The sequence below is a fragment of the Arthrobacter sp. 05T410 genome (assembly GCF_056396505.1).
This window is the reverse complement of record NZ_JBFTLP010000011.1, coordinates 69,883-93,491: the sequence shown is the minus strand read 5'-3', so window position 1 is coordinate 93,491 and position 23,609 is coordinate 69,883. Positions and strand designations below refer to the sequence as shown.

The following is a 23,609-nucleotide window of genomic DNA, read 5'->3' as shown; positions in this document are numbered from 1 at the left end:
GGCGAGGGTTGCCGGAACTCGGTCACTGATACCTCTAAACGTTTTGGCCACGCACAGCAGTTGTCAGAATCGTACGTTACGTGCAGGCGTGCGCCCACACTTGCGCTTTACCGACACAAAGTTTCTTGCGTCAAGGCCGCCGGGTGCTGGCCGTGACCGTGAATTTTGGATTCCTGCCGGCCTCGCGGGTGGGACCGATCAGCCGTTCCAGGGCCGGCCGGTAGTGCAGGTGGCTGTTGAACACGGTCCAGAGCTCCCCGCCCGGGGCAAGCACCCTGCCGGCCGCTTCGATCAGCTTGATCCCCGCGCCGGAGTGGACCGCCGCTTCCAGGTGGAAGGGCGGGTTGAGCAGCACCAGGTCCGCGCTGGCGTCCGGGAGGGAGCTCATGGCATCGTCCTGAAGCACGTCGATCCGACCGTCCAGGCCGTTGGCCCGGGAGGTGGCCAGGGCTGAGTCGACGGCAGCGGCGGACCGGTCGGTAGCGGTGACGCGGGCGCCGGGGTTGGCGCGGGCGTACATCGCGGCGAGGATTCCGGTGCCGCAGCCAAGGTCGACGGCATGGGTGGCGTGTGGCATCCGGGGCAGGAAGTCCAGCAGGAACCGGGTCCCGATATCCAGCCCGGTGCCGGCAAAGACGGCGCCCCGGGCGCAGACCGTGAGGCCCAGTTCGTCGTTGACCTCAGTGACCGGGAAGGGCAGCGCGGCCGGGACCGGCCTGGGGCTCCGGGCCAGCAGGAGCCGTGATTTCTGCCGCGCCAGCTGGGGCTGGACATCCTCGAAGTAGCGCGCCAGGACGGCGTTCATGCCCAGGCCCATGTGTTTGACGCGTCCGCCCGCGACCAGCACCACCTCGGGCGCCGCGTAGCGGGCCACGGCGTCGGCGATTTCCTCAAGTTCCGCCAGGGACCGGGGCAACTGCAGCAAGACCAGGGAGGCTCCCTCCAGCAGTTCGGCGCCCAACGGGAGGTGCTTGAAGCCACCGTCGATGCCCAGGGCCTCGGCGTTCGCCCGCAGTGCCCGTTCACCGGTGATGAGGTCCTGCTGGACGCGCACAGCGTCCGCCCCGAGGTTCAGTGCGCCGAGGGTGAGGGCACCGTACCGGTCCCCCACCACCGCGAGCCGGCCGCCGGGCTGCAGCAGGCCGGCCGCGGGCATCTCAAGGGCAGAGTCCAGCAGGAGTCTGTCCGTCGCGTCCCAGGCCTGCAGGTTGTCGGCCTCGACGTCCGGGAATCTTCTCAGCCGGGCAAAGAGGGATTCGAAGCTGTTGTCCGCCACGCGCGTTGTGCCGCCGTTTCTTCTCGGGCTTGGGTATGGGTGCTGGCAGTGGGAGCCGGGTGTGAGGCCTCCCCCGGCGCTGCTCTGCAGGTCTTACGTTTTACGTTATACCGGACCGGGCCAGCAAGGGGACGATTCCGGCGACGGCGGCCCGGCCGGCCCGGTTGGCGCCGATGGTGGACGAGGAAGGCCCGTAGCCGACGAGGTGCACCCGCGGCTCGCCCGCGACCTGGGTGCCGTTCATCGCGATGCCGCCGCCGGGTCCGCGCAGGTGCAGCGGGGCGAGGTGTTCGAGTTCGGCACGGAATCCCGTGGCCCACAGGATGACCCCGGCGGCCAGGAAGCTGCCGTCAGCCATCCGGACCCCGTCGGGTTCGATCGCGGTGAACATGGGGTGCCGGTCCAGGACGCCGCGCGCTGCGGCTGCGCGCAGGGCCGGGGTCCAGAGCAGGCCCGTCACGGAGACGACGCTCTGCGGCGGCAGGCCCTGGCGCACCCGCTCCTCGACCAGGGCGACGGCGTCGTGGCCGGCCTGCCGGTCGAACGCGGCCTCGCGCCAGACCGGTACCCGGCGCGTGAACCATGTGGTGGTGGTGACCTTGGAGATCTCGTCGAGCAGCCCGACGGCCGAGATCCCGCCGCCGACGACGATGACGTGCTGCCCGCGGAATTCGTCGGCGGAAACGTAGTCGGCGACGTGCAGCTGCCGGCCGCGGAAGCTGGCCTGGCCCGGATAGATGGGCCAGAATGGCCGGGTCCAGGTGCCGGTTGCGTTGATGAGGGCGCGGGCAGAGAACCGGCCGCGGGAGGTTGCGATGCTCAGCCGCCCGGCGGGGTCATCGTCCTCGCGGCTCACCGACTGCACTTTGACCGGCCGCTCAATCGCGAGGCCGAGGTCGTGCTCGTACCCGCCGAAATAGCGGGTGAGGAAACTGGAGCTGGCCTCGGCGGGGTCCACATCGGGCTGCGGGATTCCCGGGAGGTCGCTGATGCCGTTCACCGTGGCCATGAGCAGGCTCTTCCAGCGGTGCCGCCAGGCTCCGCCGGGCCCGTCCTCGGCGTCGAGCACGATGTACGTCCCGGCCGCGGCCGGGCCGGCCGGGTCAGCGCCGGCCGGGACGAAGCCGCGGCGCTGAAGGTGGTAGGCCGCCGACAGGCCCGCCTGGCCGGCGCCGACCACGACGACGTCGGCCGCCCGCACCGTCTCTGCGGTCACGGTCGTGTCCCCGGTCAGATCTTCTTGACGACGCTGGACTTGAGCTGCATGGGGCCCACGCCGTCCACCTTGCAGTCGATGTCGTGGTCTCCAACACCGTTGACCAGGCGGATGCCGCGGACCTTGGTGCCGACCTTGATGACGGTGGAGCTGCCCTTGATTTTCAGGTCCTTGACCACGGTGACGGTGTCGCCGTCGGCGAGGACGTTGCCCACCGCGTCCTTGATGACCGCGGCCGCAGGGGCGTCGGCGTCTGTGTCAGTCTCCGCGGATGCCGACCATTCGTGCGCGCACTCCGGGCAGACCAGGAGCGCCCCCATTTCGTAGGTGTATTCGCTGGAGCATTCGGGGCATGGGGGCAGGGAGTCGTTCACCCGACCAAGTTTAGTCGCCGCCTGTGCCCATCCCTGTGCCCGCCCGAATTCCCGCCGCTTTTTCTCGCCGCTGGCGGGGCGCCTTAGAACGGGTTCAGCAGGCGGTCCACGAACTGCCGAGTGCGTTCCTCCTGCGGGTCCCGCAGTACGGTATCGGGGTGGCCGCGTTCGACCACCACGCCGCCGTCCATGAAGATGACCTCGTCGGCCACCTGACGGGCGAACGCGAGCTCGTGGGTGACCACCACCATGGTCCAGCCTTCGTCCGCGAGTTCCTTGATGACGGCCAGGACCTCGCCCACGAGCTCGGGGTCCAGCGCAGAGGTGGGCTCGTCGAAGAGCAGCAGTTGCGGGCGCAGGGCGAGGGCACGCACAATGCCGACGCGCTGCTGCTGGCCGCCGGAGAGCTCGAACGGGTAGCTGTTCTCCTTGCCGGTCAGGCCGACGCGGGCCAACAGGTCCCGGGCCTCCTGGATCGCGTCCGCCTTGGGCCGCTTCTGCACCTGGACGGGGCCCTCGATCACGTTCTCCAGGACGGTCTTGTGGGGGAAGAGGTTGTAGTGCTGGAACACCATGGCGCTGCGGTCCCGCAAGGCCAGCACCTGCTTCTTCGCCACCGGTGTGGCAAAGTCCACGGTCAGTTGCCCCGCGAATTCGGCGACGCCGGCGTCGGGCACTTCGAGGCCGTTCAGGCAGCGCAGGACTGTCGTTTTTCCTGATCCGGACGGCCCGATCAACGTGACCACTTCGCCGCGGCGGACTTCAAGGTCGATGGATTTGAGCACAACATGGTGGCCGAACGACTTGCGCAGGCCCGTGACGGTCAGGAGCGGCTCGTCCGGGACAGGAACGTCAGAGGGTTGAGGTTCAGTGGGCGACATAGCGGTCCAATCTCTTCTCCAGGACGGACTGTCCGCTGGCGAGAACGAGGCAGATGACCCAGTAGATCACGGCCGCCTCCAGATATAGCAGCATGAACTCCTGGCTGAAGGCCGCCACCTGCTGCGCCACGCGAAACAGTTCGGTGACGAGGATCAGCGACGCCAGCGACGTGTCCTTGACCAGGCTGATGAAGGTGTTCGAGAGCGGCGGAACCGAGACCCGGGCGGCCTGCGGCAGGATGATCCGCACGAGCGTCTGCCGGCGCGACATTCCGATGGTGTGGCCGGCCTCCCACTGGCCCTTCGGAACCGACAGGATGGCCGCCCGGATGACCTCCGCGGCATAGCCGCCGACGTTCAGGGAAAACGCGATGATGGCGCTGGGCCAGGGGCTGATGGTGATTCCGACGGAAGGGAGCCCGTAGAAAATGACGAACAGCTGGACCAAAAGCGGGGTTCCGCGGATGACGGAGATGTAGGTCCGCGCCACCGCCGAAACCAGGCGGTTGCGGCTCAGCCGCATGAGGGCCACCACCAGTGCCAGCAGCAGGCCCAGGCTGAACGAGGCCAGCGCCAAGGGAATGGTGCCGAAGATCGCACCCGTCAGGAGCGGGCCCAGCGATGACCACACGAGTTCCCAGTTGATGCTCATGCCCGGACGCGGCGTTTCTCTGCGGCTTGCACAGGGCTACTTCGAGACGTCGGCGTCGAAGTACTTCTGGGAGATCTTCGTCAGGGTGCCGTCGGCCGCCAGCTCGCCGAGGGCCTTGTTGATGGCATCGGTCAGGCTGGTGGATCCCTTGCGCAGGGTGAACGCGCTCAGCGACTTGTCGGTGGTCTCGGCGGCAATCTTGATGTCGGCGTCGTGGTCGGTCTTCTGGGAGTCCAGGTAGGTCAGCTTGTCGTTGATGGTGGCATCGACGCGGCCCTGCTTAAGCAGCGTGATTGCCTGCGCCCAGCCCTCGACGGCCTCGACGTTCGCGCCGCTCTGCTGCGCCAGCTTGTACCAGTTGCTCGTCAGGGACTGCGCCGTGGTCTTGCCCTTGAGGTCGTCAAAGGAGTGGATGCTGTCGTTGTCCGACTTCGTGACGAGCACGCCGGTGCTCACCGTGTACGGGGTAGAGAAGTCGTACTTCGCCTTGCGCTCGTCGGTGATGGAAACCTGGTTGGCGACGACGTCGAACCGTTTGGCGTCGAGGCCGGCGAAGATGGCGTCGAACTGCGTCTCCTGGTAGGAGGGCTTGACGCCCAGCTTCGCGGCGACGGCGTTCATGATCTCCACGTCGTAGCCCGTCAGCTCACCGCTGCCGTTGGCGTGGAACGTGAACGGCTTGTAAGTGCCTTCCGTGCCGACCTTGAGCACGCCTGCGCTCTTGACGTCGCTGAGGGAGGTGTCCGCACCGGCTGCCGGCGCTGAGCTGGCCGGGGTGGTGGACGCCGACCCGCAGCCTGCCAGGGCGAGTCCTGCAGCGGCGATGAGGCCAATAACGGAAAGTCGTGTGCGCTTCATGATGTTCCTTAGTCGTAAAGCCGGAAATGGCCTTCCAGCTAAGCCGCAGGGCGGCTGTCTCCTAGCGACGATAGCAAGGTCCAGCTCAGGGTGGAGAGCCTAAATGACAGTTTATGACGTCCGGTCATGAGACGGTCTTGACGGATGCGACTTTCGAAGTCCTGCACAGCTGCGGAGGGTACGAAAAAGGGAACCACCGCCTGGCGGTGATTCCCTTTCTGGTGGAGCTGAGGGGACTCGAACCCCTGACCCCCTGCATGCCATGCAGGTGCGCTACCAGCTGCGCCACAGCCCCTCATTTGCCTGGAAGTTTCATCCTCCCTGAAGCAACCTGAATAGCCTAAACCACAAATCGCGTTCGCGCTAATCGGCGCGCTGACTCATGGAACAGGGGTGCGGAACCTGGCACAAAATCCAACATGGAACCGGGCACAAAAAAATCCGCCGGAATCTTTCGATTCCGGCGGATTGTCCGGTGGAGCTGAGGGGACTCGAACCCCTGACCCCCTGCATGCCATGCAGGTGCGCTACCAGCTGCGCCACAGCCCCGAATTTTCGCTGCTCCGAGCATGTCTGCCGACGTGCGATGTTCCGGTTTTTTGTCCGGATTTCTCCGAAGCAACTCAAATATCTTAGACCAGCCCTCCGGAAAATTCCAAATCGGGCATATTCGGCCCGGTTTGGCGTCCGGAGGTGGCCTGAACGCGGGCGCTACTCCGTGTCGGTGCCGGCGGTGGCCTTGGCGGAGGCGTCGTCGCCGAGCTGCAGATCGACGACGGGGCAGTCCTTCCACAGGCGCTCGAGGGCGTAGAACACGCGGTCTTCCTCGTGCTGGACGTGGATGACGACGTTGGAGTAGTCCAGCAGCACCCAGCGGCCGCCGGAGCGGCCCTCGCGGCGGACGGGCTTCTGGTCAAACTTGGAGAGCTCGTCCTCGATGCCGTCCACGATCGCGTTGACCTGGCGTTCGCTCGGGGCCGAGGCAATCAGGAAGACGTCGGCCAGGGCCAGCCGTTCGCTGACGTCCAGGGCCACGATGTCCTCGGCAAGCTTCTCCGAGGCAGCGCGGGCTGCGTGGCGGGCGGTAGTGATGGATGAATCGGTTGCAGTCACGGGACTCCTTGTAGTGATGAAAAATTATGGTGATGAAAATGTGGCGCCAGTGGCGGCCTGAGACCTAGTGGGCCAGCCCGGTGACGATCAGCGTGATGCCGGCGATGAGGGCAACGATCCCCACCGCCAGGACGCCGAGCTGGAGCATGCGCAGGCGGCGCGCCCGGCCGAGTCCGGCGGTGGCGGCATCCAGGGGTTCGAGCCCGTAGGCGGCATTCGCGGCCACGGGTTCCCCGCCCACGAGTCTTTCCTCGGCCTCCCCCGCCGAATTTCCCGCGTTTGCAGCGTTTGCCGCGTTTGCAGGCCTAGCCCTTCCAGCTTTTGCGGCTGCCTCCGCACGGGCCAGGACACCGGCCCTGCCAGCGGCAGAGCCCGTCGCGGGACCTGCGGCCTTCTGGCGGGAGATGCCCGGCCGCCGCAGGCCGGGTTTCCGTGGCGCGTCCACGCGCGGACCCGGGTTGGTGACAACCGGAACGTACGACGTGGCAGGGCGCTTCATGACGGGCCGCTCCACGCCGGGAACCTTCTCGAATTCCAAGGGTGTGACCATGGCCAGGTTGTTGGCCGTGGTCGGATCGTTGCGGGGCGCCGCCGGCTGGCTGTTTTGTTCGGCAAGCTTCTGCTTGGCGGCGGCGCGGCGGTTCAGGATCGCGGCACGCTCGGCGAGGGCGATCTGCTCGGCCAGGACGGCCGGATCAACGGCATCCGGATCCGTGGCCGCAATGTGTTCCATCTTGGCCACTTGGTTCTTGGCCTGCTCCGCGAGGAGTTCGCGGGCGGCCAGCGCCTGCTCCAGGGTCATGCCCTCGGGCGTCGCCCCGCCCGGTCCGGCGCCGTCGGCCGCGGGAGCCTTGGGCGCAGCGGGGGCCCTGGGCGCCGGGGCGGCCGCCCCAGCCGGGGCAGCCTCCTTCGGAGCGGCGTCCTTCGGGGCCGGGGAAACCACCGGGGTGGCCCGGGTCCGCGGCGACACCGGGACAATGGTGTTGGCCTGGGTGGCCGGGGCCGTTTCGGTCGCCAGCTCCAAAAGCCTCAACTGGCGTCGCGTGGGCGGCCCTCCGCCGGCCAGCTGGCCTTCCTTCTCTGCGAGTTCCTTGATGGTCCGCAGCGCGGCGCGGTCCCGTGCCCGGACCTGGGAAGACCGCTCAGTGCTAGCGGGCACAGAATCAGCACGCACAGAGTCAACCGGGGCGTCGGCAACGCGACGGCTCCGGCCGGTGATTTCGGCCTCCGTCGGCTCGCCCGGGCCCGGAGTGTCCAGACGTTCATCTCTGGCCTGCCGCAATTCGCGGCGGCTGCGGATGGGAGGCTGTTCCTGACTCATGGCAAACTCATTCAGTGCTGGCTGGTTGGGTTATCTCAAAGGCTGGATCGTGCTGTGCGGGGGCAGTCCCTGCCGCGCCGTTTCCGGCGTTGGCGGTCCCGGCGTGTCCGGCTTCGAGGCGATCGGCGTCGGGGCTGGCGTGGTACAGGCCGTACTTGGCGATGTACTGGACCACCCCGTCCGGCACGAGGTACCAGACCGGGTTGCCTTCGGCCACCCTCGTGCGGCAATCCGTGGAGGAAATGGCCATGGCCGGGACCTCCAGGAGACTGACGTCTTTGCGGCCCATGCCGTCCAGGACGTGGCCCGGCCGGGTTACACCCACGAAGTGCGCGAGGGACCAGAGTTCATCGATGTCTTTCCAGGACAAAATCTGGGCCAGGGCGTCCGCGCCGGTGATGAAGAACAGATCGGCGTCCGGACGCAGGGTCCGCAGGTCACGCAGGGTGTCGATCGTGTAGGTCGGTCCCGGACGATCCACGTCCACCCGGCTCACGGTGAAGCGCGGGTTCGAGGCCGTGGCGATGACTGTCATGAGATACCGGTGCTCGGCTTCGCTGACCTTCTTGGCCATCTTCTGCCAGGGCTGGCCGGTGGGCACAAAAACGACTTCGTCGAGGTCGAACTTGGCCGCGACCTCACTGGCCGCGACAAGGTGTCCGTGGTGGATGGGGTCGAACGTGCCGCCCATCACACCCAGACGCAGGCGGCGCTGGGCGCCGCGCTGCTTCGTGGGGGCGGAAATATTAGTGACCTTGGCCGTGATCGTGCTTGTTCGGGTGCTGGCGGTGCGGGTCCGAGTGCTCCTCGACAGCCACGTGGCGCCGTCCCAGGTTGGAGTAGGACAGGGTGATCAGCAGCAGGACCACCAGGATCGCGAACATGGTGCCGCCAATGACAAACGGCGGTGCAATGAGCGGTGCGAGTTCCTCGTGGCCCGATTCGCCGGCGGCGGCGACGAAAGTGGCGATCTGCTGCGACAGCATGTTCTCCCCTAGTGAGTTCAAAATTTGACGACGGCGGAGGTGTCCGCCGTTCCGGTCTTCCGTTCCATGTTACAGCGTTGCTAGCCCCGGATCTGGCCCTCGCCCTGCACAATCCACTTGGTCGTGGTCAGCTCGGTCAGTCCCATGGGGCCGCGGGCATGGAGTTTTTGGGTGGAAATGCCCACTTCGGCGCCGAGGCCGAGCTCGCCTCCGTCGGTGAAGCGGGTGGAGGCGTTCACGATCACGGCCGCCGAATCGACCTCGGCGATGAAGCGCTCGGCGTTGGCGAGGTCGTTGGTCAGGATCGCTTCGGTGTGGCCGGTGGACCACTTGCGGATGTGCCTGACGGCCTCGTCCAGGCTGTCCACCATGGCCACGGCCAGGTCCAGGTTCATGTATTCGGTGGCCCAGTCGTCTTCCGCGGCCGGCACGGACTGGACCGAGGCCGGCAGGGCGGCGCGGATGCGCTGGTCCACGTGCAGGGTGACCCCGGCAGCCCGCAATGCGGCGGCTACCGCGGGAAGGACAGTGGACTTGGAGTGCACCAGGAGCGTTTCGACGGTGTTGCAGACGCTGGGCCGCTGGGTCTTGGCGTTGAGGAGGATGTCCACGGCCATTTCCTCGCTGGCGGAAGCGTCCAGGAAGATATGGACGTTGCCTTCACCGGTCTCGATGACCGGCACGGAGGAGTTCGTCACGACGGCCTGGATCAGCTCGCGCCCGCCGCGGGGAATGAGCACGTCCACCCGGCCGCGCGCCCGCATGAGCGCGTTGGCGCCGTCGCGGCCGTATTGGTCCACGGATTGGACGGCGTCGGCGGGCAGGCCCACCGATTCCAGCGCATCCCGGAGGATGGTGATCAGGGCGGCGTTGGTGGCAGCGGCGGCGGATCCGCCGCGCAGGATGACGGCGTTGCCGCTCTTGAGGGCCAGTCCGGCGATGTCGACCGTGACGTTCGGGCGGGCCTCATAAATCGCGGCCACCACGCCCATGGGTACGTTGATCTGGCGCAGGCGCAGCCCGTTGGGGAGAGTCTGGCCCCGCACCACGTTCCCGACGGGGTCGGGCAGGGTGGCGAGGTTTTCCAGTGCGGCGGCGAGGGCCGTGATGCGTGACTCGGTCAGCGTCAGGCGGTCCAGCAGGGCGGCGCTGGTGCCGGCGGCCCGGCCGGCCGCGACGTCCTTGGCGTTGGCGGCCAGGATCTGGTGCTTGTGATCCACCAGCGCCTTGCCGACGGCGCGCAGGCCCCGGTCCTTCCAGGCCCGGTTGGCGCGTGCCATCCTGTGGGCGGCGTGGCGTGAGCGGTCTGCGACCGCGTGGACGGCTGCTTCGGTCTCCGTTGCCGTGCCAGGAGCCGCTGCCGGATCCGGCGCCGCGGCGAACCCTTGGGCGGGCGCGGCGTTACCGGCGGGAACGGTGCCGGCAGGCACATCAGTCACGGCAGCGGAAGTCAGGGCCTCAGTCATGCTTCCAGTTTAGGCGTCGGGGGAACCTAGACCAGCACCAGGTCGTCAACATGAACAACTTCGCGGTCATATCCGCGGCCCAGTGCCTTGCCGAGCTCATGGGTGGAGCGGCCCAGCATCTGGGGCAGCTCGGCGGCCGAATAGTTGACCAGCCCGCGGGCAATCACCGTGTTGTCCAGAGACACCATCTCCACGGCGTCGCCGGCCTCGAAGTCGCCCTTCACCGCGGCGATTCCGGCCGGCAGAAGCGAGGTGCGGCGGTCGCGGACGGCCTTGACCGCGCCGTCGTCGAGCACCAGGGTGCCGCGCACGGATGCCAGGTGGGCCAGCCACAGGAGCCGGATCGGCTTGCGCGCGCCGTTGACGGAGAACCACGTGCCCACGTCCTCGCCGGCCAGCGCGGCGGCCGCATTGGCCGTGGATGTTACGAGGGCGTGGATACCCGACCCCGCGGCGATGCTGGCGGCTTCGACCTTGGTGACCATGCCGCCCGTGCCCACGCCGGCCTTGCCGGTGCTGCCGATCGAGACGCCGTCGAGGTCGTGGGGGCCGGAGACGTGCGGAATCCGCTTGGCGCCGTGCGACGGCGGACCGTCGTACAGGGAGTCGACGTCGGAGAGCAGCACGAGCGCGTCGGCGCGGACCAGGTGAGCCACCAGGGCAGCGAGGCGGTCGTTGTCGCCAAAGCGGATCTCGTGGGTGGCTACGGTGTCATTTTCGTTGACCACCGGGACAACGCCGAGGTTCAGCAGCCGGTCCAGCGCGCGGAACGCGTTGGTGTGCTGGCTGCGGCGCATGAAGTCATCGGCGGTCAGCAGCACCTGGCTGACGGTAACCCCGTGCGCGCCGAAGGCGTGGGTGTAGCGGGCCATCAGCAGGCCCTGACCCACACTGGCGGCGGCCTGCTGGGTGGCGAGGTCGCGGGGGCGCTTCTCAAGGCCGAGCGGGGCGAGGCCGGCGGCGATCGCACCGGAGGACACCAGGATGATCTCCGCGCCCGCGTTGCGCTTGTGCGCCAGGGCGTCGGCGAGTCCGGTCAGGGCCTCTTCGGAGATCCCGCCCTTGATGGACGTCAGCGAGGACGAGCCGACCTTGACGACGATCCGGCGCGCACCTGACAGCGCGGTGCGGTCCGGGGCGTTGATGGCCTGGGCCTTGAGGTCTTGAGCGCTGAGCGGCTGGGACCGGTGCTCGACGACGGCCTTACTCGTCATCGGCTTCGCCCAGTCCACTCTCCTTGAGCGGCTGCCGCGCGCGGCGGCTGCTGACGGATTCGGTCCAGATGCCGGCCTTGCGTTCGGCTTCGAGCTCGGCGCGGGCGGCGGCCTTGGCGTCGCGGCGTTCCTGCTGTTCGTCGCGCTTCTGGCCACGCGTCGGGCGGTCGCCGATGTCGGCGAAGCGCACGTCGGTGCCGCGGGGCGAGGCGAGCAGCTCAGCACCGGCCATCATGGTCGGCTCCCAGTCGAAGACGACGCCGTCGTCCTCGCCGATGACCACCATGTCGCCCGGCTTGGCGCCCTGCTTGAACAGTTCATTTTCGACGCCGAGCTTGGCCAGGCGGTCGGCGAGGTAGCCGATCGCTTCCTCGTTGGTGAAGTCTGTCTGCTTGACCCAGCGCACGGGCTTGTCGCCGAGGACGCGGAAGAGCGGCTCAAGGTTCTTTTCCTCGCGGCGGATCGTGAAGCCGGTCTCGTTGACGGCGCGGGGGCGCAGCACGGGGGCGTGTACCTTCGGCGGGGTCGCGGCGACGGCGTCGCGGGCGGCCTTTACGATTTCGGCCATGGCGAAGCCAAGCTGGCGGAGGCCTTCGTGGCTCGTCGCCGAGATTTCGAAGACCTTGTAGCCCCGGGATTCGAGCTCCGGGCGGACGAACTCGGCCATGTCCTTGCCATCCGGCAGGTCAACCTTGTTCAGGGCCACGAGGCGGGGGCGGTGGTTCAGCGGAACGACTTCGCCGTCGGACCCGCTGTAGCTCATGTCGACGGCGTACTTCTCCAGCTCGGCCTCGATGATGGCGAGATCGGAGAGCGGATCGCGGTCCGATTCGAGCGTGCCGCAGTCCAGCACGTGCACCAGGGCGGCGCACCGCTCGACGTGGCGCAGGAAGTGGTGGCCCAGGCCCTTCCCCTCGCTGGCACCCTCGATCAGGCCGGGGACGTCGGCAATGGTGAAGCGGACTTCACCGGCCTGGACGACACCCAGGTTGGGGATGAGGGTTGTAAAGGGATAGTCCGCGATCTTGGGCCGGGCGGCGGACATTGCGGCGATCAGGCTGGACTTGCCGGCGGAGGGGAAGCCGACGAGGGCGATGTCGGCGATGGACTTCAGTTCCAGGACGACGTCGCTGGATTCTCCTTCGATGCCGAGCAGCGCGAAGCCGGGCGCGCGGCGCTTCTGGGAGGACAGGGAGGCGTTGCCGAGGCCGCCAATGCCGCCGGCGGCGGCGATGTATTCGTCGCCTTCGGCCACGAGGTCGGCGATGACTTCGCCGGACTTGGACTTCACCACGGTGCCCACCGGCACCGGAAGGATCAGGGTTTCGCCGTTTTTGCCGCCGCGCCAGTCGCCCATGCCAGGGCCGCCGTTGGTGGCGTGCCGGTGGGGCGCGTGGTGGTAGTCGAGCAGGGTGGTGGTCTGGGGGTCCACGCGCAGGATGACGTCGCCGCCGTTGCCGCCGTTGCCGCCGTCGGGACCGCCGAGGGGCTTGAACTTCTCACGGTGGACGGAGACACAGCCGTGACCGCCGGTACCGCCGGATACGTGCAGTACTACCCGGTCTACAAAGCTCGCCACGTGGATCTCCTCAGTGCTGTTCCCCGGACCCCCAAAGAGGCCCAAGATGATTGTAATGCGGTTAAAACACCGGTGGAGCGGACCTAATGGCCCGCCCCACCGATTTAGAACTTATTGTTACTCTGCAGCTGCAGCAGCCACGATGTTCACAACGCGGCGACCACGGCGGGTGCCGAACTCGACAGCACCGGGGGTCAGGGCGAACAGGGTGTCGTCCCCGCCGCGGCCTACGCCGGCGCCCGGGTGGAAGTGGGTGCCGCGCTGGCGGACGATGATCTCGCCTGCGGAAACTACCTGGCCACCGAAGCGCTTAACGCCGAGGTACTGGGCGTTGGAGTCACGACCGTTGCGAGTGGAACTCGCGCCTTTTTTATGTGCCATTTGAAATGCCTGCCTTCAAAAATTCTGGGGAATCTGCTGGAACCTGAACAGTAACGAAGAGTTACTTGATACCGGTGATCTTGACCTTGGTCAGTTCCTGACGGTGGCCCTGACGCTTCTTGTAACCGGTCTTGTTCTTGAACTTCTGGATGACGATCTTCGGACCACGGAGGTCTTCGAGGATCTCAGCCGTAACCGTTACCTTGGCCAGGTCCGCAGCAGCAGACGTGACTTTGTCACCGTCCACCAGGAGCAGTGCGGGCAACTCAAAGGTGCTGCCGGCTCCACCGGGGACGCGGTTCAGGGTAACGAAGTCTCCAACGGAAACCTTCTCTTGGCGGCCGCCTGCGCGGACAATCGCGTACACCACTGGGGAACTCACTTCTCTCGACGTTTATTACTAGATTTGCGTGCGGAACCAGGGGCCAAATTGTTTGGACCGGCTCACGCTGTGCCTCAACGCCGGTGGATTCCCCGGGGGAACCCATGAGCTATCCCCGGAACAAATCCATTTGGAATTCCAAGCGGACCGTTCTCAGGGTCATAACCCAAGTGTTGGCGTAAGCACCGAAGATCTAGAATACGCTAATTTTGCCTTCGGCCGCAAATGAGGCTGGTTCCGGCGGGTAGTCCGTGATAGGCGCCACAACATCTTGATGCAAAGTCCCTGCCAATGTTCTTGGCCGGGATCTTGACCATCTTGAGCTGTGTTGCCGCAACGACTTCCGGAACCGCGCCCCACCATCGTACCGGTAGTCCGGACCAGCTCGCGTCAGGCGTACAGCCGCGGCGCGTCGAAGAAGTCCACTTCGTAGCGCGAAGACTGCCGGAAAGCCAGGGCCATGGCCTGCCGCTCGCTCTCCGATGCCCGCCCGGCCGCCGTGTCCGTGTACGCGATGGCCTGCCGGGTCGCGGCGGCGAAGTCCTCGTCGGCGTAGGTCCGCAGCCAGCCGGCGTAGGGGTGCTCCCCGGGGGCGCCACCGGCCAGGAACTCCCGGTGCAGCGTGGAACCGACCTCGGCGTAGAGCCAGAAGCAGGGCAGCGCCGCCGCCACGAGGACGCCATAGCTGCCGGAGACCGAGGCGGCCAGCAGGTGGTCCACATACGCTTTCGTGACCGGGCCCAGGGTGGAGGCCGTGAGGCGCGTGCTGAGCCAGGAACGGTGCAGCTCGGATTCGACCTCCAGGCAGGTCTGCGCCGAACGGGCCCAGAACAGCTGCTCGGCCTCGGTGGGGGCAATCGCCGCGGCCCGGGCCAGGACCCGGGAGTAGCCGTTGAGGTAGATGGCGTCCTGGGCGAGGTAGTACGCGAACTCGTGCTCGGGCAAGGTGCCGTCGGCCAGTCCGCGGACGAAGTCCAGGGCGTAGATCGCCTCAAGATCATCCGCGGCTCCTGCGCGCAGGGCTGCGGCGAACTCCCCCGCCGCCGGACCGTGCCCGGCCTGGAGGTGCTGCAGGTGGTGGAAGTGGTGGACCGGGCCGTTGCCCGAGCCGACGTCCAGGGCCGAGGCTCCGCGGAGCGCGCCCAGCAGCCACGGCTTGACTTCCCGCAGCGCCGCTTCCCAGTCCCCCACCCGGGCCTGCACGGTGGCCATGGCCGAGGACAGGGAGCATCCGGTGCCGTGGCTGTTGCGCGTCGCGATCCGCTCCCCCGGCACCACCACCGTTTCCTGGCCGAGCAGGCCGCCGGTGTTGACCAGCGCATCCGGGCAGCCGGTGCCGGCGTCGGCGTCGTGGCCGTCGGCGTCGTGGGCATGCCCGTCCCCCGGCCCGGCGCCCTGGAGGTGTCCGCCCTTAACCAGGACGGGGGTGCCGGTCAGGGCGGCCAGCCGCTTGCCCTGCGCCAGGGCCTCGGTCCAGTCGGCAGCGACGGGTTCCTTGAGCAGGATGGCGAGTTCGGCGAGGTTGGGCGTGATGAGGTCCGCCAGCGGCAGGAGGGCCTGCAGGGCGGCCTCGGCGGATTCCTGCAGGAGCCGGTCACCGCTGGTGGCGACCATCACCGGGTCCAGGACCACGACGGCGGGGCGCACCTTTTCCAGCCAGCCGCGGACGGCGTCGATCACGGCGGCGTCACCGAGCATGCCGATCTTGACGGCGTCGATGCCGATGTCGTCGCTGATGGCGTCCAGCTGCGCCGTGAGGAACGCCGCCGGGGGGACGTGGACGGCGCGCACGCCCTGCGTGTTCTGCGCTGTCAGGGCGGTGATGGCGGCCATGCCGTAGCCGCCGTTCGCCGCGATACTCTTCAGGTCGGCCTGGATTCCGGCCCCGCCGGAGGGATCGGAGCCGGCGATGGCCAGCACGCGGGGAATGCGCGGCGGGGCCGGCAGAGACTCGTTGTGCAGAAAATTGGGCGGGAGGAACTCGGACGGATTCGATTTCGCGGACAAGGAAGACATCCCTTCGCCGGTGCTAACCGGACAGGTTCAACGGGTCTGGATCTCAGCCGGCCCGATGCCCGGCACCCCGTGTCAGTGTTCCAGCCTAGCCCTTGCCACCCGGAGGACCCGTTAACGCACGAGCGGGCCCGGGCCCGGGCGGACGTATGTTACGTCTGCCCTGACCCGGACCCGCGGCCCGACCAGTCGAAATAATGACCGGACGGGGACGTGGTCAGTCGCGGAGGACTACAGCTCCGACGCCGGCACGCCGACGCCGAGGATGATCGGCTCGTTGCCGGCCGGGATGGACGCAGGCCCGGCCGCAACGGGAGCCTTGGCCTCGTGGACCGATCCGGCCGCGGCCGGCCGGGTTGCCTCGCGGTGCTCCACGGAGGTTTCGTTGGCTGCGCCCTGGGCGCGGCTGGCACTCCGGTTGCGGCGCCCGCGGCGGCCGCGCAGCGTCGTGGTGTCAGCTGTGCGTGACGCCGGCGCCTCCGCAGCGCGGACGGCCGACGGCGCCTCGGGCGCCGTGGCTTCCGGGGCGGCAACAGCTGCGGCCTGGTTCGGCTTGCCGGCCTCGGCTTCGCCCAGGTTTGCGAAGGCCTCGGTCAGCAGGTCCAGGGTCAGGGCCGGTGACGGCGCGTCCTCCGCGTGCTCGACGAAGGGCAGGGCCACCTGCTCGCCGCCAAACGTCAGCACCGTTGCGGGGCGGCCGGCTGCCTCGTCGGCGGCTGCCAGCTGCGTGACGGCGTCGACGGCGGCCTGGCGGGCCCCGGCGTCGCTGGCTGCGGCTGCCTCCCCGTCGTGCAGGTGCGCGGCGTGCGCTGCGGCAGCGATGTTGGCCAGCGCGGCACGGGTGGCCTCGGCCTTGGCGTGGCGTTCGGCCTCAGTGGGTTCGGCGTGGACGGGCGCGGGTGCGGCCGGCGCGGTCTCTCCGCCCTGGCCCCCCCGGCCGCGGCGACGGCTCTTGCGTTCCGGGCGGGCAGCAGGCTGCGCCTCGGTGCGCGGCACATAGTGCTCCGCGGCGACCGTGTTGGCGCGGCGGTGCTCCACCGGCTCGTCGTGGGTGACGATGCCGCGGCCCGCACATGTTTCGCACTGTTCGCCGAAGACTTCCAGCAGCCCGGTGCCCATCCGCTTGCGGGTCATCTGCACGAGGCCCAGCGAGGTCACCTCGGCCACCTGGTGCTTTGTCCGGTCCCGGCCCAGGCACTCCACCATGCGGCGCAGCACGAGGTCGCGGTTGGATTCGAGCACCATGTCGATGAAGTCGATCACGATGATGCCGCCAATGTCGCGCAGGCGCAGCTGCCGGACGACTTCCTCGGCCGCTTCCAGGTTGTTCTTGGTGACGGTTTCCTCGAGGTTGCCGCCGGAGCCGGTGAATTTGCCGGTGTTGACGTCCACCACGGTCATGGCTTCGGTGCGGTCGATCACGAGCGAACCGCCCGAGGGCAGGAAGACCTTCCGGTCCAGGGCCTTGTGGATCTGCTCGTCGATGCGCCAGGCCGCGAAGATGTCCGTGTCCTTGGTCCACTTCTCGAGCCGGCCCACAAGGTCCGGTGCGACGTAGGTGACGTAGGCCTCGATGGTGTCCCAGGCTTCCTCGCCGGAGACGATCAGCTTGGAGAAGTCCTCGTTGAAGACGTCCCGGACCACCTTGATGGTCAGGTCAGGTTCGCCGTAGAGCAGTTCGGGGGCGAGGATCTTGGTGGACGTCGACTGGCTCTCGATGCCTTCCCACTGCGCGCGGAGGCGGTTGATGTCGTGGGTCAGCTCTTCCTCGGACGCACCCTCGGCCGCGGTGCGGACAATGACGCCCGCGTCCTCGGGCAGGCGGTCCTTGAGGATCCGCTTGAGGCGGTTGCGTTCGACGTCGGGCAGCTTGCGGGAGATGCCGGTCATGGAACCGCCGGGCACGTACACGAGGTACCGGCCGGGCAGCGAGATCTGGCTGGTGAGACGGGCGCCCTTGTGGCCGACCGGGTCCTTGGTGACCTGGACCAGCACGGAGTCGCCGGACTTCAGCGCGTTCTCGATGCGGCGCTGCTTGCCCTCGAGGTTGACGGATTCCCAGTTCACTTCACCGGCGTAGAGCACGGCGTTGCGGCCGCGGCCGATGTCCACGAAAGCGGCCTCCATGGAGGGCAGCACGTTCTGGACCTTGCCCAGGTAGACGTTGCCGATCAGGGAGTCCTGCTGGGTCTTGGACACGAAGTGCTCGGCCAGGACGCCGTCTTCAAGGACACCGATCTGGATTCTGTCGTCGCGCTGGCGGACGATCATCTGGCGGTCCACGGACTCGCGGCGGGCCAGGAACTCGGCCTCGGTGATGACGGTACGGCGGCGGCCGGTGTCGCGGGATTCGCGGCGGCGCTGCTTCTTGGCTTCCAGGCGGGTGGAGCCCTTGACGGATGTGACGCGGTTGTTCACCGGCGCCTCGGCCATCGCACGCGGCGCACGGACGCGGGTCACCGTGTTGGGCGGATCGTCGCCTTCCCCGCCGGTCAGCTCGAGGTCCTGGTCTCCACGGCGACGGCGGCGGCGGCGGCGGGAGGTCACACCGTCTTCAAGGATTACCTCGGAACCTTCGTCGCCCTCTTCTTCGGTGCCTTCCGACTCGGTGTCGGACTCGGCAGAGGTGCGGGTGCGGCCGCGCCGGCCGCGGCTGCGGCGCCGACGGCGGTTGCCGGCGTCCTCGTCCTCGTCGCCTTCCTCGTCCTCGGGCTCAGCTGCTGCGGCGGCAACGGGGACCGGACGCACCACAGTGCTCAGGTCCGGGGCCTGGAAGATGACGGAAGTGAGGGCACCCGGTTCCATGAACAGCGACGCGGCCGGGCTTTCCTCGGGCCGGGCTTCCGGCTCTTCGGGCTGGGCTGCGGCGGGTTCCGCGGTGGGTGCTTCCGCAGCGGCGGCTTCTTCGGCCGGGAGTACTGCCGCGGGTGCTTCTTCGGCCTTCGGGGCGGCCTTGGCACGGCTGGCACGGCGGCGGACCGGCTTCTCTGCAACCGTCTCTGCGGCCGTTTGTGCGGCTTCTGCGGCGGCAGTTGCGTCAGTGCCAGCTGCTGCGGGGGCCTCAGCCGCGGCAGGTGCGCCGGTTTCGGCGTCGCCGGCGAAGGCAGGCAACGGTTCCGGGGCTGCTACAGCTTTCCGGGTCCGGGTGCGCCGCGCGGGCGCCTTGGCCGCAGTCTCGGCTGCAGCAGTTTCAGATACAGCAGCTTCGGGTTCAACAGTTTCAGATCCGGCTGCTTCGACGTTGGCCGGCTTACGGCGGCCCCGGACGGGCTCATCTGAACCGGCCGCGTCGGCCAGGGCCGCGGCTTCGGCAACAGCCTCGGCCGCCTCCGCGGCGTTGACCTTGGCGACGGGCGCCTTCCGGCGGGTCCGTACGGCCCTCTTCGGCGCTACCGGAGCCTCTGCTTCCGCAGTTCCCTGCGCTTCCCCGGTGACTACTAGTTCTTCGTTTCCGGCTACTACCTGGTCATTATCCATATGTGGCGACACTCCTGCCCCTGATGCGCCGCCACATTCGGCGCCCCTTGGGGGCAAATATGCGTCAACACCCGCAGGCATTGACAGAAGTCAATTGAATACCCTCAGGTTCGCACCGGCAGTGGGGTGCGGCAGCCCTGGAGGGCCGGCGAGATTGTTTTGGAACCCGTTGACCTACACGCCACAACCAGGTGCCGTCCAATGGCATTGCGGGACAGCTGGAATCAGAGGATCCGCAGCTCCCTGCTCATCATTGGCGGTCTTGAAACAAAATCGCCGGACCGGAATCCGGATGTGGATCGGGTTCCAGCCACGATCATTGTCTCACAGGAGCCGTGAAAGCAGGGGCAGGCGGGGCCGGAAGTGCAACAGGCGCGGCCGGGCGAGGCGGGCGGGGCCGTTCTCCGGCGCTGCTCAGCCTCCGGCGTTACAATCGGGGCAAGAAGCACCCGGTCAAGACGACTAAAAAAGGACTCAATTTCCATGCCCAGCATCTCCAGCACTGCCGGCGACGCGACCGTGCACCAACCGGGTTCCGGCCCGGCCCCCGCGGCGCGGCCCCTTCCCACGATGACCCGCGACCGCCCGTTCGCCTGGCTCCTGCTGATCACCGGCGTCATCGGCTGGCTCGCATCCGGGGCCCTGGTGCTGGAGAAGCTGGAGGTCCTGAAGGACCCGAACCACGTCACGGTCTGCGACGTGAACCCGTGGATCTCCTGCGGCCAGGTCATGCAGACACCGCAGAGTTCCGTGTTCGGCTTCCCCAATATGTTCATCGGGATTGTCGCCTTCGCCGTGATCATCACCACGGCCATGGGTATCCTCGCCGGCGCCCGGTTTTCCCGGTGGTACTGGCTGGGGCTCCAGGCGGGCGTGACGCTGGGCTTCGCGTTCGTGGTCTGGCTCTGGTCCCAGGCCCTGTACGCCATCCACATCCTCTGCCCGTTCTGCATGATCGTCTGGGCCGTGATGATCCCGCTGTTCGTCTGGGTGAGCGTCCGGAACATCTCCCACGGCGTGATTGCCCTGCCCGCCGGTCCCACCAAGGTGATCGGCGACTCCGGCTGGATCATTACGGCGCTGCTGTACGTCGCCGTCGTCGCGACGATCTTCTTCGCCTTCATCCAGGTTTTCATCGGTACCTCCGGCTACTAAACGCCCCAACCGCGTCGAAGAGACTGTTAAGGCCAATGCTCGCGCCGGGCATTGGCCTTAGCCGTCTCTTCGATGAGAGGCTCCGGGCCCATCTCGGGACTTATGGCACGACCCCGCGCACGCAGGTTACATAAGGCTGGAGGAAGGAAGACCGGAGGCTTCATGATGACTGTTCTTATTGCGTATGCAAGCGCCTTGGGGTCCACCCGGGAGATGGCACAACATATGGCATCCCGCATGGCGGGTGCACTGGGCGAGGTGGAGTGCCGGTCCGTGGAGGACGTCGGGGCCCTCTCCCGCTATGAGGCCGTCGTGGTCGGCAGCGCCGTCCACAACCAGGCCTGGCTGCCCCCGGCTTTGCTGTTCTTCAAACACCATGCCCGCGAGCTGGCCAGTCGGCCCGTCTGGGCCTTCAGTGTAGGGATGGCGGATGCGCTGCCAAAGCCGATTCGCCGGCGCGGCGCGGCAATGCAACAGGAACGTCTGGCCGAAGTCCTGATCAAAGAAGTTCCGCTTCGAGGCCACAAACTCTTCTCCGGCGTCTACCAGGCCGGCCAGATGCGGGCACCGCTCCGGGTGTTGTTCCGGCTCACCGGCGGCCGTTTTGGGGATTTGCGGGACTGGGCGGCAGTCGACGAATGGACGGATCAGATTACGGCCCAACTCGCTAAACCTGCTTCGTCCACGTCTTCAGGCAGCATCACAGGCTAATGCCATCGAGACTGCGCATCCCGGCCGCGGCGCCCGGCGCGGTGGTGCGTGCACGGGAGGACCCATGACCGTTGTGAGCATTCACGCCGAACGAGGGGACATGCCTGCCTACGCGGCGACGCCGGCCGGTGCCGGTCCGTGGCCCGGCGTCGTCGTCATCCATGACGCACTCGGCCTGAGCCGTGACACCAGGGGCCAGGCCGACTGGCTGGCCGGCGAGGGGTTCCTCGCCGTGGCACCTGACCTGTTTTATTGGGGCAGCAGGGCGGCCTGCTTATGGTCCCTCATCCGCGGCTGGCGGCCCCTCGGCGACCTGGACCTCACCCGCGCGTGGCTGGCCGGACGGGACGGCTGCACCGGCCGGATCGGCGTGATCGGCTTCTGTATGGGCGGCGGGTTCGCCCTCATGCTGGCCCCGGACCATGACTTCGCCGCGGCAAGCGTCAACTACGGCGGACTCGATGACGGGACTGCCCGCGCAATGCCCCGGGCCTGCCCCATCGTTGGCAGCTACGGCGCCAGGGACCGCTGGCCCGGAGTGCGCAAAGTCCCGGCGCGTCTGGAGCCGCTGCTCGCCGACGCCGGGATAGACCATGACATCAAGGTCTATCCCGACGCCGGTCACGGCTTCCTCAACAGGCATGGCCCGTCGGAGCTCACGTTCGGGGACAAGGTGCTCGCGAAGCTGGTCGCTGCCGGTTACCACGAACCCTCCGCCGAGGACGCGCGCCTGCGCATCCTCGGCTTCTTCCGGGAACACCTGACCAATGAAGGGGAAGCGCGATGATTGAGGGGGAAGCGCGATGATGCACCCTGCACCGAGGGGATCCCTGCTGGCAGCGGGTGCCGTGGCCGTTTTCACCACCGGCTACCTGGCCGTTGCGCGGCCACGCCTGCTTCACTGGGGTGCGACCGTTGACGAAGCGCGGGGACCTTACCCGGGCGCCGGGTTGATTCCGGGCAGCACCCGAAGCGCGACCATGGCGGTGACCATCGATGCGCCCCCTTCCCGCGTGTGGCCCTGGCTGGTGCAGATGGGAACGGATCGCGCCGGCTGGTACAGCTGGGACCGTCTCGATAATTTCGGGCGCCGCAGCGCAGGGCGCATCCATCCGGAGTGGCAGGACATCGCCATCGGTGACCGTCTGGCGGCGAAGCCCGACGGCAGCGAGTGGTGGGCGGTCGCGGCGCTTGAACCCGAGAGGTTCCTGGGCCTGCGTATGTCGGTCGATCTCCGGGGGCGTCCCTTCGACCCGGCACGAACCCGGCCGCGCTATTGCACCGACTCGCTCTGGGGATTCCACCTGCGGGAGGCCGCGGGTGAGCGCACCCGGCTGGTAGTCAGCGGCTACTGGTCGCTACAGCCACAATGGCTGCAACCCATCCTGAGCATCACCATGCTGGAGCCCGCGCATTGGGTCATGCAGACCCGTCAGTTCTCGAATCTAGTGCGCCGCGCCAGCCGATGAGAGGTCTCCGGACCCGGAGCACGCAGCGAAGCCCCACCCGCCGCGAGGTCCCAAACGGCGAGGGGACGGTTAAGGCCAATGTCCGGTACGAACATTGGCCTTAACCGTCCCCTCGCTGGCGGAGGGCGTCCCGAAATTCGGGCTAGAACCAGATCTTGATCTCGCGCTCGGCGGATTCCGCCGAATCCGAGCCGTGGACCAGGTTCTGCTGGACCTTCAGGCCCCAGTCGCGGCCGAAGTCGCCGCGGATGGTACCGGGCGCCGCCGTCGTCGGGTCCGTGGTGCCGGCGAGGGTGCGGAAGCCCTCGATCACGCGGTGGCCCTCGAAGATCGCGGCGACCACGGGGCCGCTGAGCATGAACTCAACCAGCGGCTCGTAGAACGGCTTGCCGACGTGCTCCTCGTAGTGCTGCTCCAGCAGTTCGCGGCTTGCGTCGACTTTCTTGAGCTCGGCCAGGGTGTAGCCCTTGGCTTCGATCCGGCTCAGGATGGCGCCGGACAGGTTGCGGGCGACGCCGTCGGGCTTGATCAGGACGAGGGTGCGCTCAATGCTCACAGCTGCTCCAATGTGTTGGGGTGGGATTTGGGTCAAGTCTACGGGGTTCGGGCCAGGTGCCCGGGATGGAGGTTCAGGCGCTCTTTCCCGGCGCGGGGCCCTGGGGGTGGGCCGCATCCCAGTCAGCTTGCTCGCGCTCCCGCTGGGCAGCTTCCCGGTCAATCCGGATGCCGGTCCGGATCCCGTACCACCACGCCACGGCGAAGAGCGCGCCGACGAGGTACATCGCCGGTTCCACGATGCCGCCCAGGATCAGCACGAGCTGCAGGACCCAGCCCAGGGCCACTCCCCACGGCTTCGAGAGGACAGCGCAGGTGAAGACGAAGACCAGGCACAGGCCGATCCCGACCGAGAAGACCAGGGCCGCAGGGTATTCGTTCCGGTGCAGTCCAAAGACGGCCAGTGTGCCGAAGAGCACCACGAACGCTTCCAGCAGCAGGACCGTGGAGGCGAACATGACCTTCGTCGACCGTCGTTTTTTGGGCATGCCCGGGCGCCATTCGCGCTGGGCTTTGGTGAGTTTCGCCAT

The 23,609-nt window shown here is 67.7% G+C and carries 23 protein-coding genes, 2 tRNA genes and 1 riboswitch; of the genes, 4 read left to right on the top strand and 21 right to left on the bottom strand.

Annotated features, from left to right (window positions below; genetic code table 11):
* Positions 1-130: 130 nt before the first annotated feature.
* The 19 genes from AC1DFR_RS14735 to AC1DFR_RS14645 all read right to left on the bottom strand — a co-directional run bounded on the left by AC1DFR_RS14735 (position 131) and on the right by AC1DFR_RS14645 (position 19,189).
* Positions 131-1,276 (bottom strand): class I SAM-dependent methyltransferase, encoded by a 1,146-nt coding sequence (locus AC1DFR_RS14735; RefSeq protein ID WP_476873740.1) that lies wholly within the window; start codon positions 1,274-1,276, stop codon positions 131-133.
* A 100-nt stretch (positions 1,277-1,376) separates the two neighbouring features.
* Entirely contained in the window at positions 1,377-2,492 is a 1,116-nt protein-coding gene (locus AC1DFR_RS14730) for an NAD(P)-binding domain-containing protein (RefSeq protein WP_476873739.1), read from the bottom strand.
* A 14-nt stretch (positions 2,493-2,506) separates the two neighbouring features.
* Positions 2,507-2,866, bottom strand: a complete 360-nt coding sequence (locus AC1DFR_RS14725) for a zinc ribbon domain-containing protein YjdM (protein WP_476873738.1) — start codon at positions 2,864-2,866, stop codon at positions 2,507-2,509.
* A gap of 83 nt (positions 2,867-2,949) precedes the next feature.
* Positions 2,950-3,747 carry an amino acid ABC transporter ATP-binding protein gene (locus tag AC1DFR_RS14720; protein WP_476873737.1) on the bottom strand — a complete coding sequence of 266 codons (798 nt, stop codon included), beginning with the start codon at positions 3,745-3,747 and terminating at the stop codon, positions 2,950-2,952.
* Positions 3,734-4,399: an amino acid ABC transporter permease gene (locus AC1DFR_RS14715; RefSeq protein ID WP_476856903.1), complete on the bottom strand. Its 666-nt coding sequence runs from the start codon at positions 4,397-4,399 to the stop codon at positions 3,734-3,736. Before AC1DFR_RS14715 ends, AC1DFR_RS14720 begins: the two co-directional genes overlap by 14 nt.
* Positions 4,400-4,435: 36 nt before the next feature.
* The gene (locus AC1DFR_RS14710) at positions 4,436-5,257 is read right to left on the bottom strand and encodes an amino acid ABC transporter substrate-binding protein (protein ID WP_476873736.1); all 822 of its coding nucleotides are present in this window, start codon (positions 5,255-5,257) and stop codon (positions 4,436-4,438) included.
* 219 nt (positions 5,258-5,476) lie between these two features.
* Positions 5,477-5,552, bottom strand: a tRNA-Ala gene (locus tag AC1DFR_RS14705).
* 181 nt (positions 5,553-5,733) lie between these two features.
* A tRNA-Ala gene (locus tag AC1DFR_RS14700) sits at positions 5,734-5,806 on the bottom strand.
* A 162-nt stretch (positions 5,807-5,968) separates the two neighbouring features.
* A complete protein-coding gene (rsfS, locus tag AC1DFR_RS14695; protein WP_018773346.1) occupies positions 5,969-6,370 on the bottom strand; it encodes a ribosome silencing factor in 402 nt (133 codons plus the stop codon).
* 64 nt (positions 6,371-6,434) lie between these two features.
* Entirely contained in the window at positions 6,435-7,691 is a 1,257-nt protein-coding gene (locus AC1DFR_RS14690; protein ID WP_476873735.1) for a hypothetical protein, read from the bottom strand.
* A gap of 7 nt (positions 7,692-7,698) precedes the next feature.
* Complete coding sequence (gene nadD, locus AC1DFR_RS14685) at positions 7,699-8,382, bottom strand: nicotinate-nucleotide adenylyltransferase (protein WP_476850133.1); 684 nt, start codon at positions 8,380-8,382, stop codon at positions 7,699-7,701.
* 55 nt (positions 8,383-8,437) lie between these two features.
* On the bottom strand, positions 8,438-8,677 hold the full coding sequence (locus tag AC1DFR_RS14680) for a hypothetical protein (protein WP_230011093.1): 240 nt from the start codon (positions 8,675-8,677) through the stop codon (positions 8,438-8,440).
* Between the two features lie 80 nt (positions 8,678-8,757).
* The gene (locus AC1DFR_RS14675) at positions 8,758-10,143 is read right to left on the bottom strand and encodes a glutamate-5-semialdehyde dehydrogenase (protein ID WP_476873734.1); all 1,386 of its coding nucleotides are present in this window, start codon (positions 10,141-10,143) and stop codon (positions 8,758-8,760) included.
* A gap of 26 nt (positions 10,144-10,169) precedes the next feature.
* Positions 10,170-11,357, bottom strand: a complete 1,188-nt coding sequence (gene proB / locus AC1DFR_RS14670) for a glutamate 5-kinase (RefSeq protein WP_476850135.1) — start codon at positions 11,355-11,357, stop codon at positions 10,170-10,172.
* Positions 11,347-12,936, bottom strand: a complete 1,590-nt coding sequence (obgE, locus tag AC1DFR_RS14665; RefSeq protein ID WP_079555434.1) for a GTPase ObgE — start codon at positions 12,934-12,936, stop codon at positions 11,347-11,349. Before obgE ends, proB begins: the two co-directional genes overlap by 11 nt.
* Positions 12,937-13,053: 117 nt before the next feature.
* A complete protein-coding gene (gene rpmA / locus AC1DFR_RS14660) occupies positions 13,054-13,317 on the bottom strand; it encodes a 50S ribosomal protein L27 (RefSeq protein ID WP_009372867.1) in 264 nt (87 codons plus the stop codon).
* A gap of 61 nt (positions 13,318-13,378) precedes the next feature.
* On the bottom strand, positions 13,379-13,687 hold the full coding sequence (gene rplU / locus AC1DFR_RS14655) for a 50S ribosomal protein L21 (RefSeq protein WP_018773353.1): 309 nt from the start codon (positions 13,685-13,687) through the stop codon (positions 13,379-13,381).
* 402 nt (positions 13,688-14,089) lie between these two features.
* Positions 14,090-15,661: a bifunctional hydroxymethylpyrimidine kinase/phosphomethylpyrimidine kinase gene (locus tag AC1DFR_RS14650; RefSeq protein WP_476873756.1), complete on the bottom strand. Its 1,572-nt coding sequence runs from the start codon at positions 15,659-15,661 to the stop codon at positions 14,090-14,092.
* Between the two features lie 36 nt (positions 15,662-15,697).
* A riboswitch (TPP riboswitch) is annotated at positions 15,698-15,795 on the bottom strand.
* A gap of 148 nt (positions 15,796-15,943) precedes the next feature.
* Positions 15,944-19,189: an Rne/Rng family ribonuclease gene (locus AC1DFR_RS14645; protein WP_476873733.1), complete on the bottom strand. Its 3,246-nt coding sequence runs from the start codon at positions 19,187-19,189 to the stop codon at positions 15,944-15,946.
* A 483-nt stretch (positions 19,190-19,672) separates the two neighbouring features.
* Here AC1DFR_RS14645 and AC1DFR_RS14640 point away from each other — a divergent pair, with 483 nt between their 5' ends.
* The 4 genes from AC1DFR_RS14640 to AC1DFR_RS14625 all read left to right on the top strand — a co-directional run bounded on the left by AC1DFR_RS14640 (position 19,673) and on the right by AC1DFR_RS14625 (position 22,524).
* Positions 19,673-20,344: a vitamin K epoxide reductase family protein gene (locus AC1DFR_RS14640; RefSeq protein WP_028277864.1), complete on the top strand. Its 672-nt coding sequence runs from the start codon at positions 19,673-19,675 to the stop codon at positions 20,342-20,344.
* Positions 20,345-20,506: 162 nt separating this feature from the next.
* Positions 20,507-21,055: a flavodoxin domain-containing protein gene (locus AC1DFR_RS14635; protein WP_476873732.1), complete on the top strand. Its 549-nt coding sequence runs from the start codon at positions 20,507-20,509 to the stop codon at positions 21,053-21,055.
* 64 nt (positions 21,056-21,119) lie between these two features.
* Positions 21,120-21,842 carry a dienelactone hydrolase family protein gene (locus tag AC1DFR_RS14630; protein ID WP_476873731.1) on the top strand — a complete coding sequence of 241 codons (723 nt, stop codon included), beginning with the start codon at positions 21,120-21,122 and terminating at the stop codon, positions 21,840-21,842.
* A gap of 16 nt (positions 21,843-21,858) precedes the next feature.
* Positions 21,859-22,524: a hypothetical protein gene (locus AC1DFR_RS14625; RefSeq protein ID WP_476873730.1), complete on the top strand. Its 666-nt coding sequence runs from the start codon at positions 21,859-21,861 to the stop codon at positions 22,522-22,524.
* Between the two features lie 142 nt (positions 22,525-22,666).
* Here AC1DFR_RS14625 and ndk read toward each other — a convergent pair whose 3' ends face one another.
* Both ndk and AC1DFR_RS14615 read right to left on the bottom strand, forming a co-directional pair.
* Positions 22,667-23,080: a nucleoside-diphosphate kinase gene (ndk, locus tag AC1DFR_RS14620; RefSeq protein ID WP_018773361.1), complete on the bottom strand. Its 414-nt coding sequence runs from the start codon at positions 23,078-23,080 to the stop codon at positions 22,667-22,669.
* A 73-nt stretch (positions 23,081-23,153) separates the two neighbouring features.
* Positions 23,154-23,609, bottom strand: coding sequence for a DUF4233 domain-containing protein (locus AC1DFR_RS14615; RefSeq protein ID WP_476856911.1), 456 nt, complete (start codon positions 23,607-23,609; stop codon positions 23,154-23,156).

Bases quoted from the DNA above. Each gene is read 5' to 3' on its own strand.
- AC1DFR_RS14720 (WP_476873737.1), bottom strand. From the start codon at position 3,747: ATGTCGCCCACTGAACCTCAACCCTCTGACGTTCCTGTCCCGGACGAG.
- AC1DFR_RS14715 (WP_476856903.1), bottom strand. From the start codon at position 4,399: ATGAGCATCAACTGGGAACTCGTGTGGTCATCGCTGGGCCCGCTCCTG.
- AC1DFR_RS14710 (WP_476873736.1), bottom strand. From the start codon at position 5,257: ATGAAGCGCACACGACTTTCCGTTATTGGCCTCATCGCCGCTGCAGGA.
- AC1DFR_RS14690 (WP_476873735.1), bottom strand. From the start codon at position 7,691: ATGAGTCAGGAACAGCCTCCCATCCGCAGCCGCCGCGAATTGCGGCAG.
- nadD (WP_476850133.1), bottom strand. From the start codon at position 8,382: ATGGGCGGCACGTTCGACCCCATCCACCACGGACACCTTGTCGCGGCC.
- AC1DFR_RS14680 (WP_230011093.1), bottom strand. From the start codon at position 8,677: ATGCTGTCGCAGCAGATCGCCACTTTCGTCGCCGCCGCCGGCGAATCG.
- AC1DFR_RS14675 (WP_476873734.1), bottom strand. From the start codon at position 10,143: ATGACTGAGGCCCTGACTTCCGCTGCCGTGACTGATGTGCCTGCCGGC.
- proB (WP_476850135.1), bottom strand. From the start codon at position 11,357: ATGACGAGTAAGGCCGTCGTCGAGCACCGGTCCCAGCCGCTCAGCGCT.
- rpmA (WP_009372867.1), bottom strand. From the start codon at position 13,317: ATGGCACATAAAAAAGGCGCGAGTTCCACTCGCAACGGTCGTGACTCC.
- AC1DFR_RS14645 (WP_476873733.1), bottom strand. From the start codon at position 19,189: ATGGATAATGACCAGGTAGTAGCCGGAAACGAAGAACTAGTAGTCACC.
- AC1DFR_RS14640 (WP_028277864.1), top strand. From the start codon at position 19,673: ATGCCCAGCATCTCCAGCACTGCCGGCGACGCGACCGTGCACCAACCG.
- AC1DFR_RS14635 (WP_476873732.1), top strand. From the start codon at position 20,507: ATGATGACTGTTCTTATTGCGTATGCAAGCGCCTTGGGGTCCACCCGG.
- AC1DFR_RS14630 (WP_476873731.1), top strand. From the start codon at position 21,120: ATGACCGTTGTGAGCATTCACGCCGAACGAGGGGACATGCCTGCCTAC.
- AC1DFR_RS14625 (WP_476873730.1), top strand. From the start codon at position 21,859: ATGATGCACCCTGCACCGAGGGGATCCCTGCTGGCAGCGGGTGCCGTG.
- AC1DFR_RS14615 (WP_476856911.1), bottom strand. From the start codon at position 23,609: ATGGCGAAACTCACCAAAGCCCAGCGCGAATGGCGCCCGGGCATGCCC.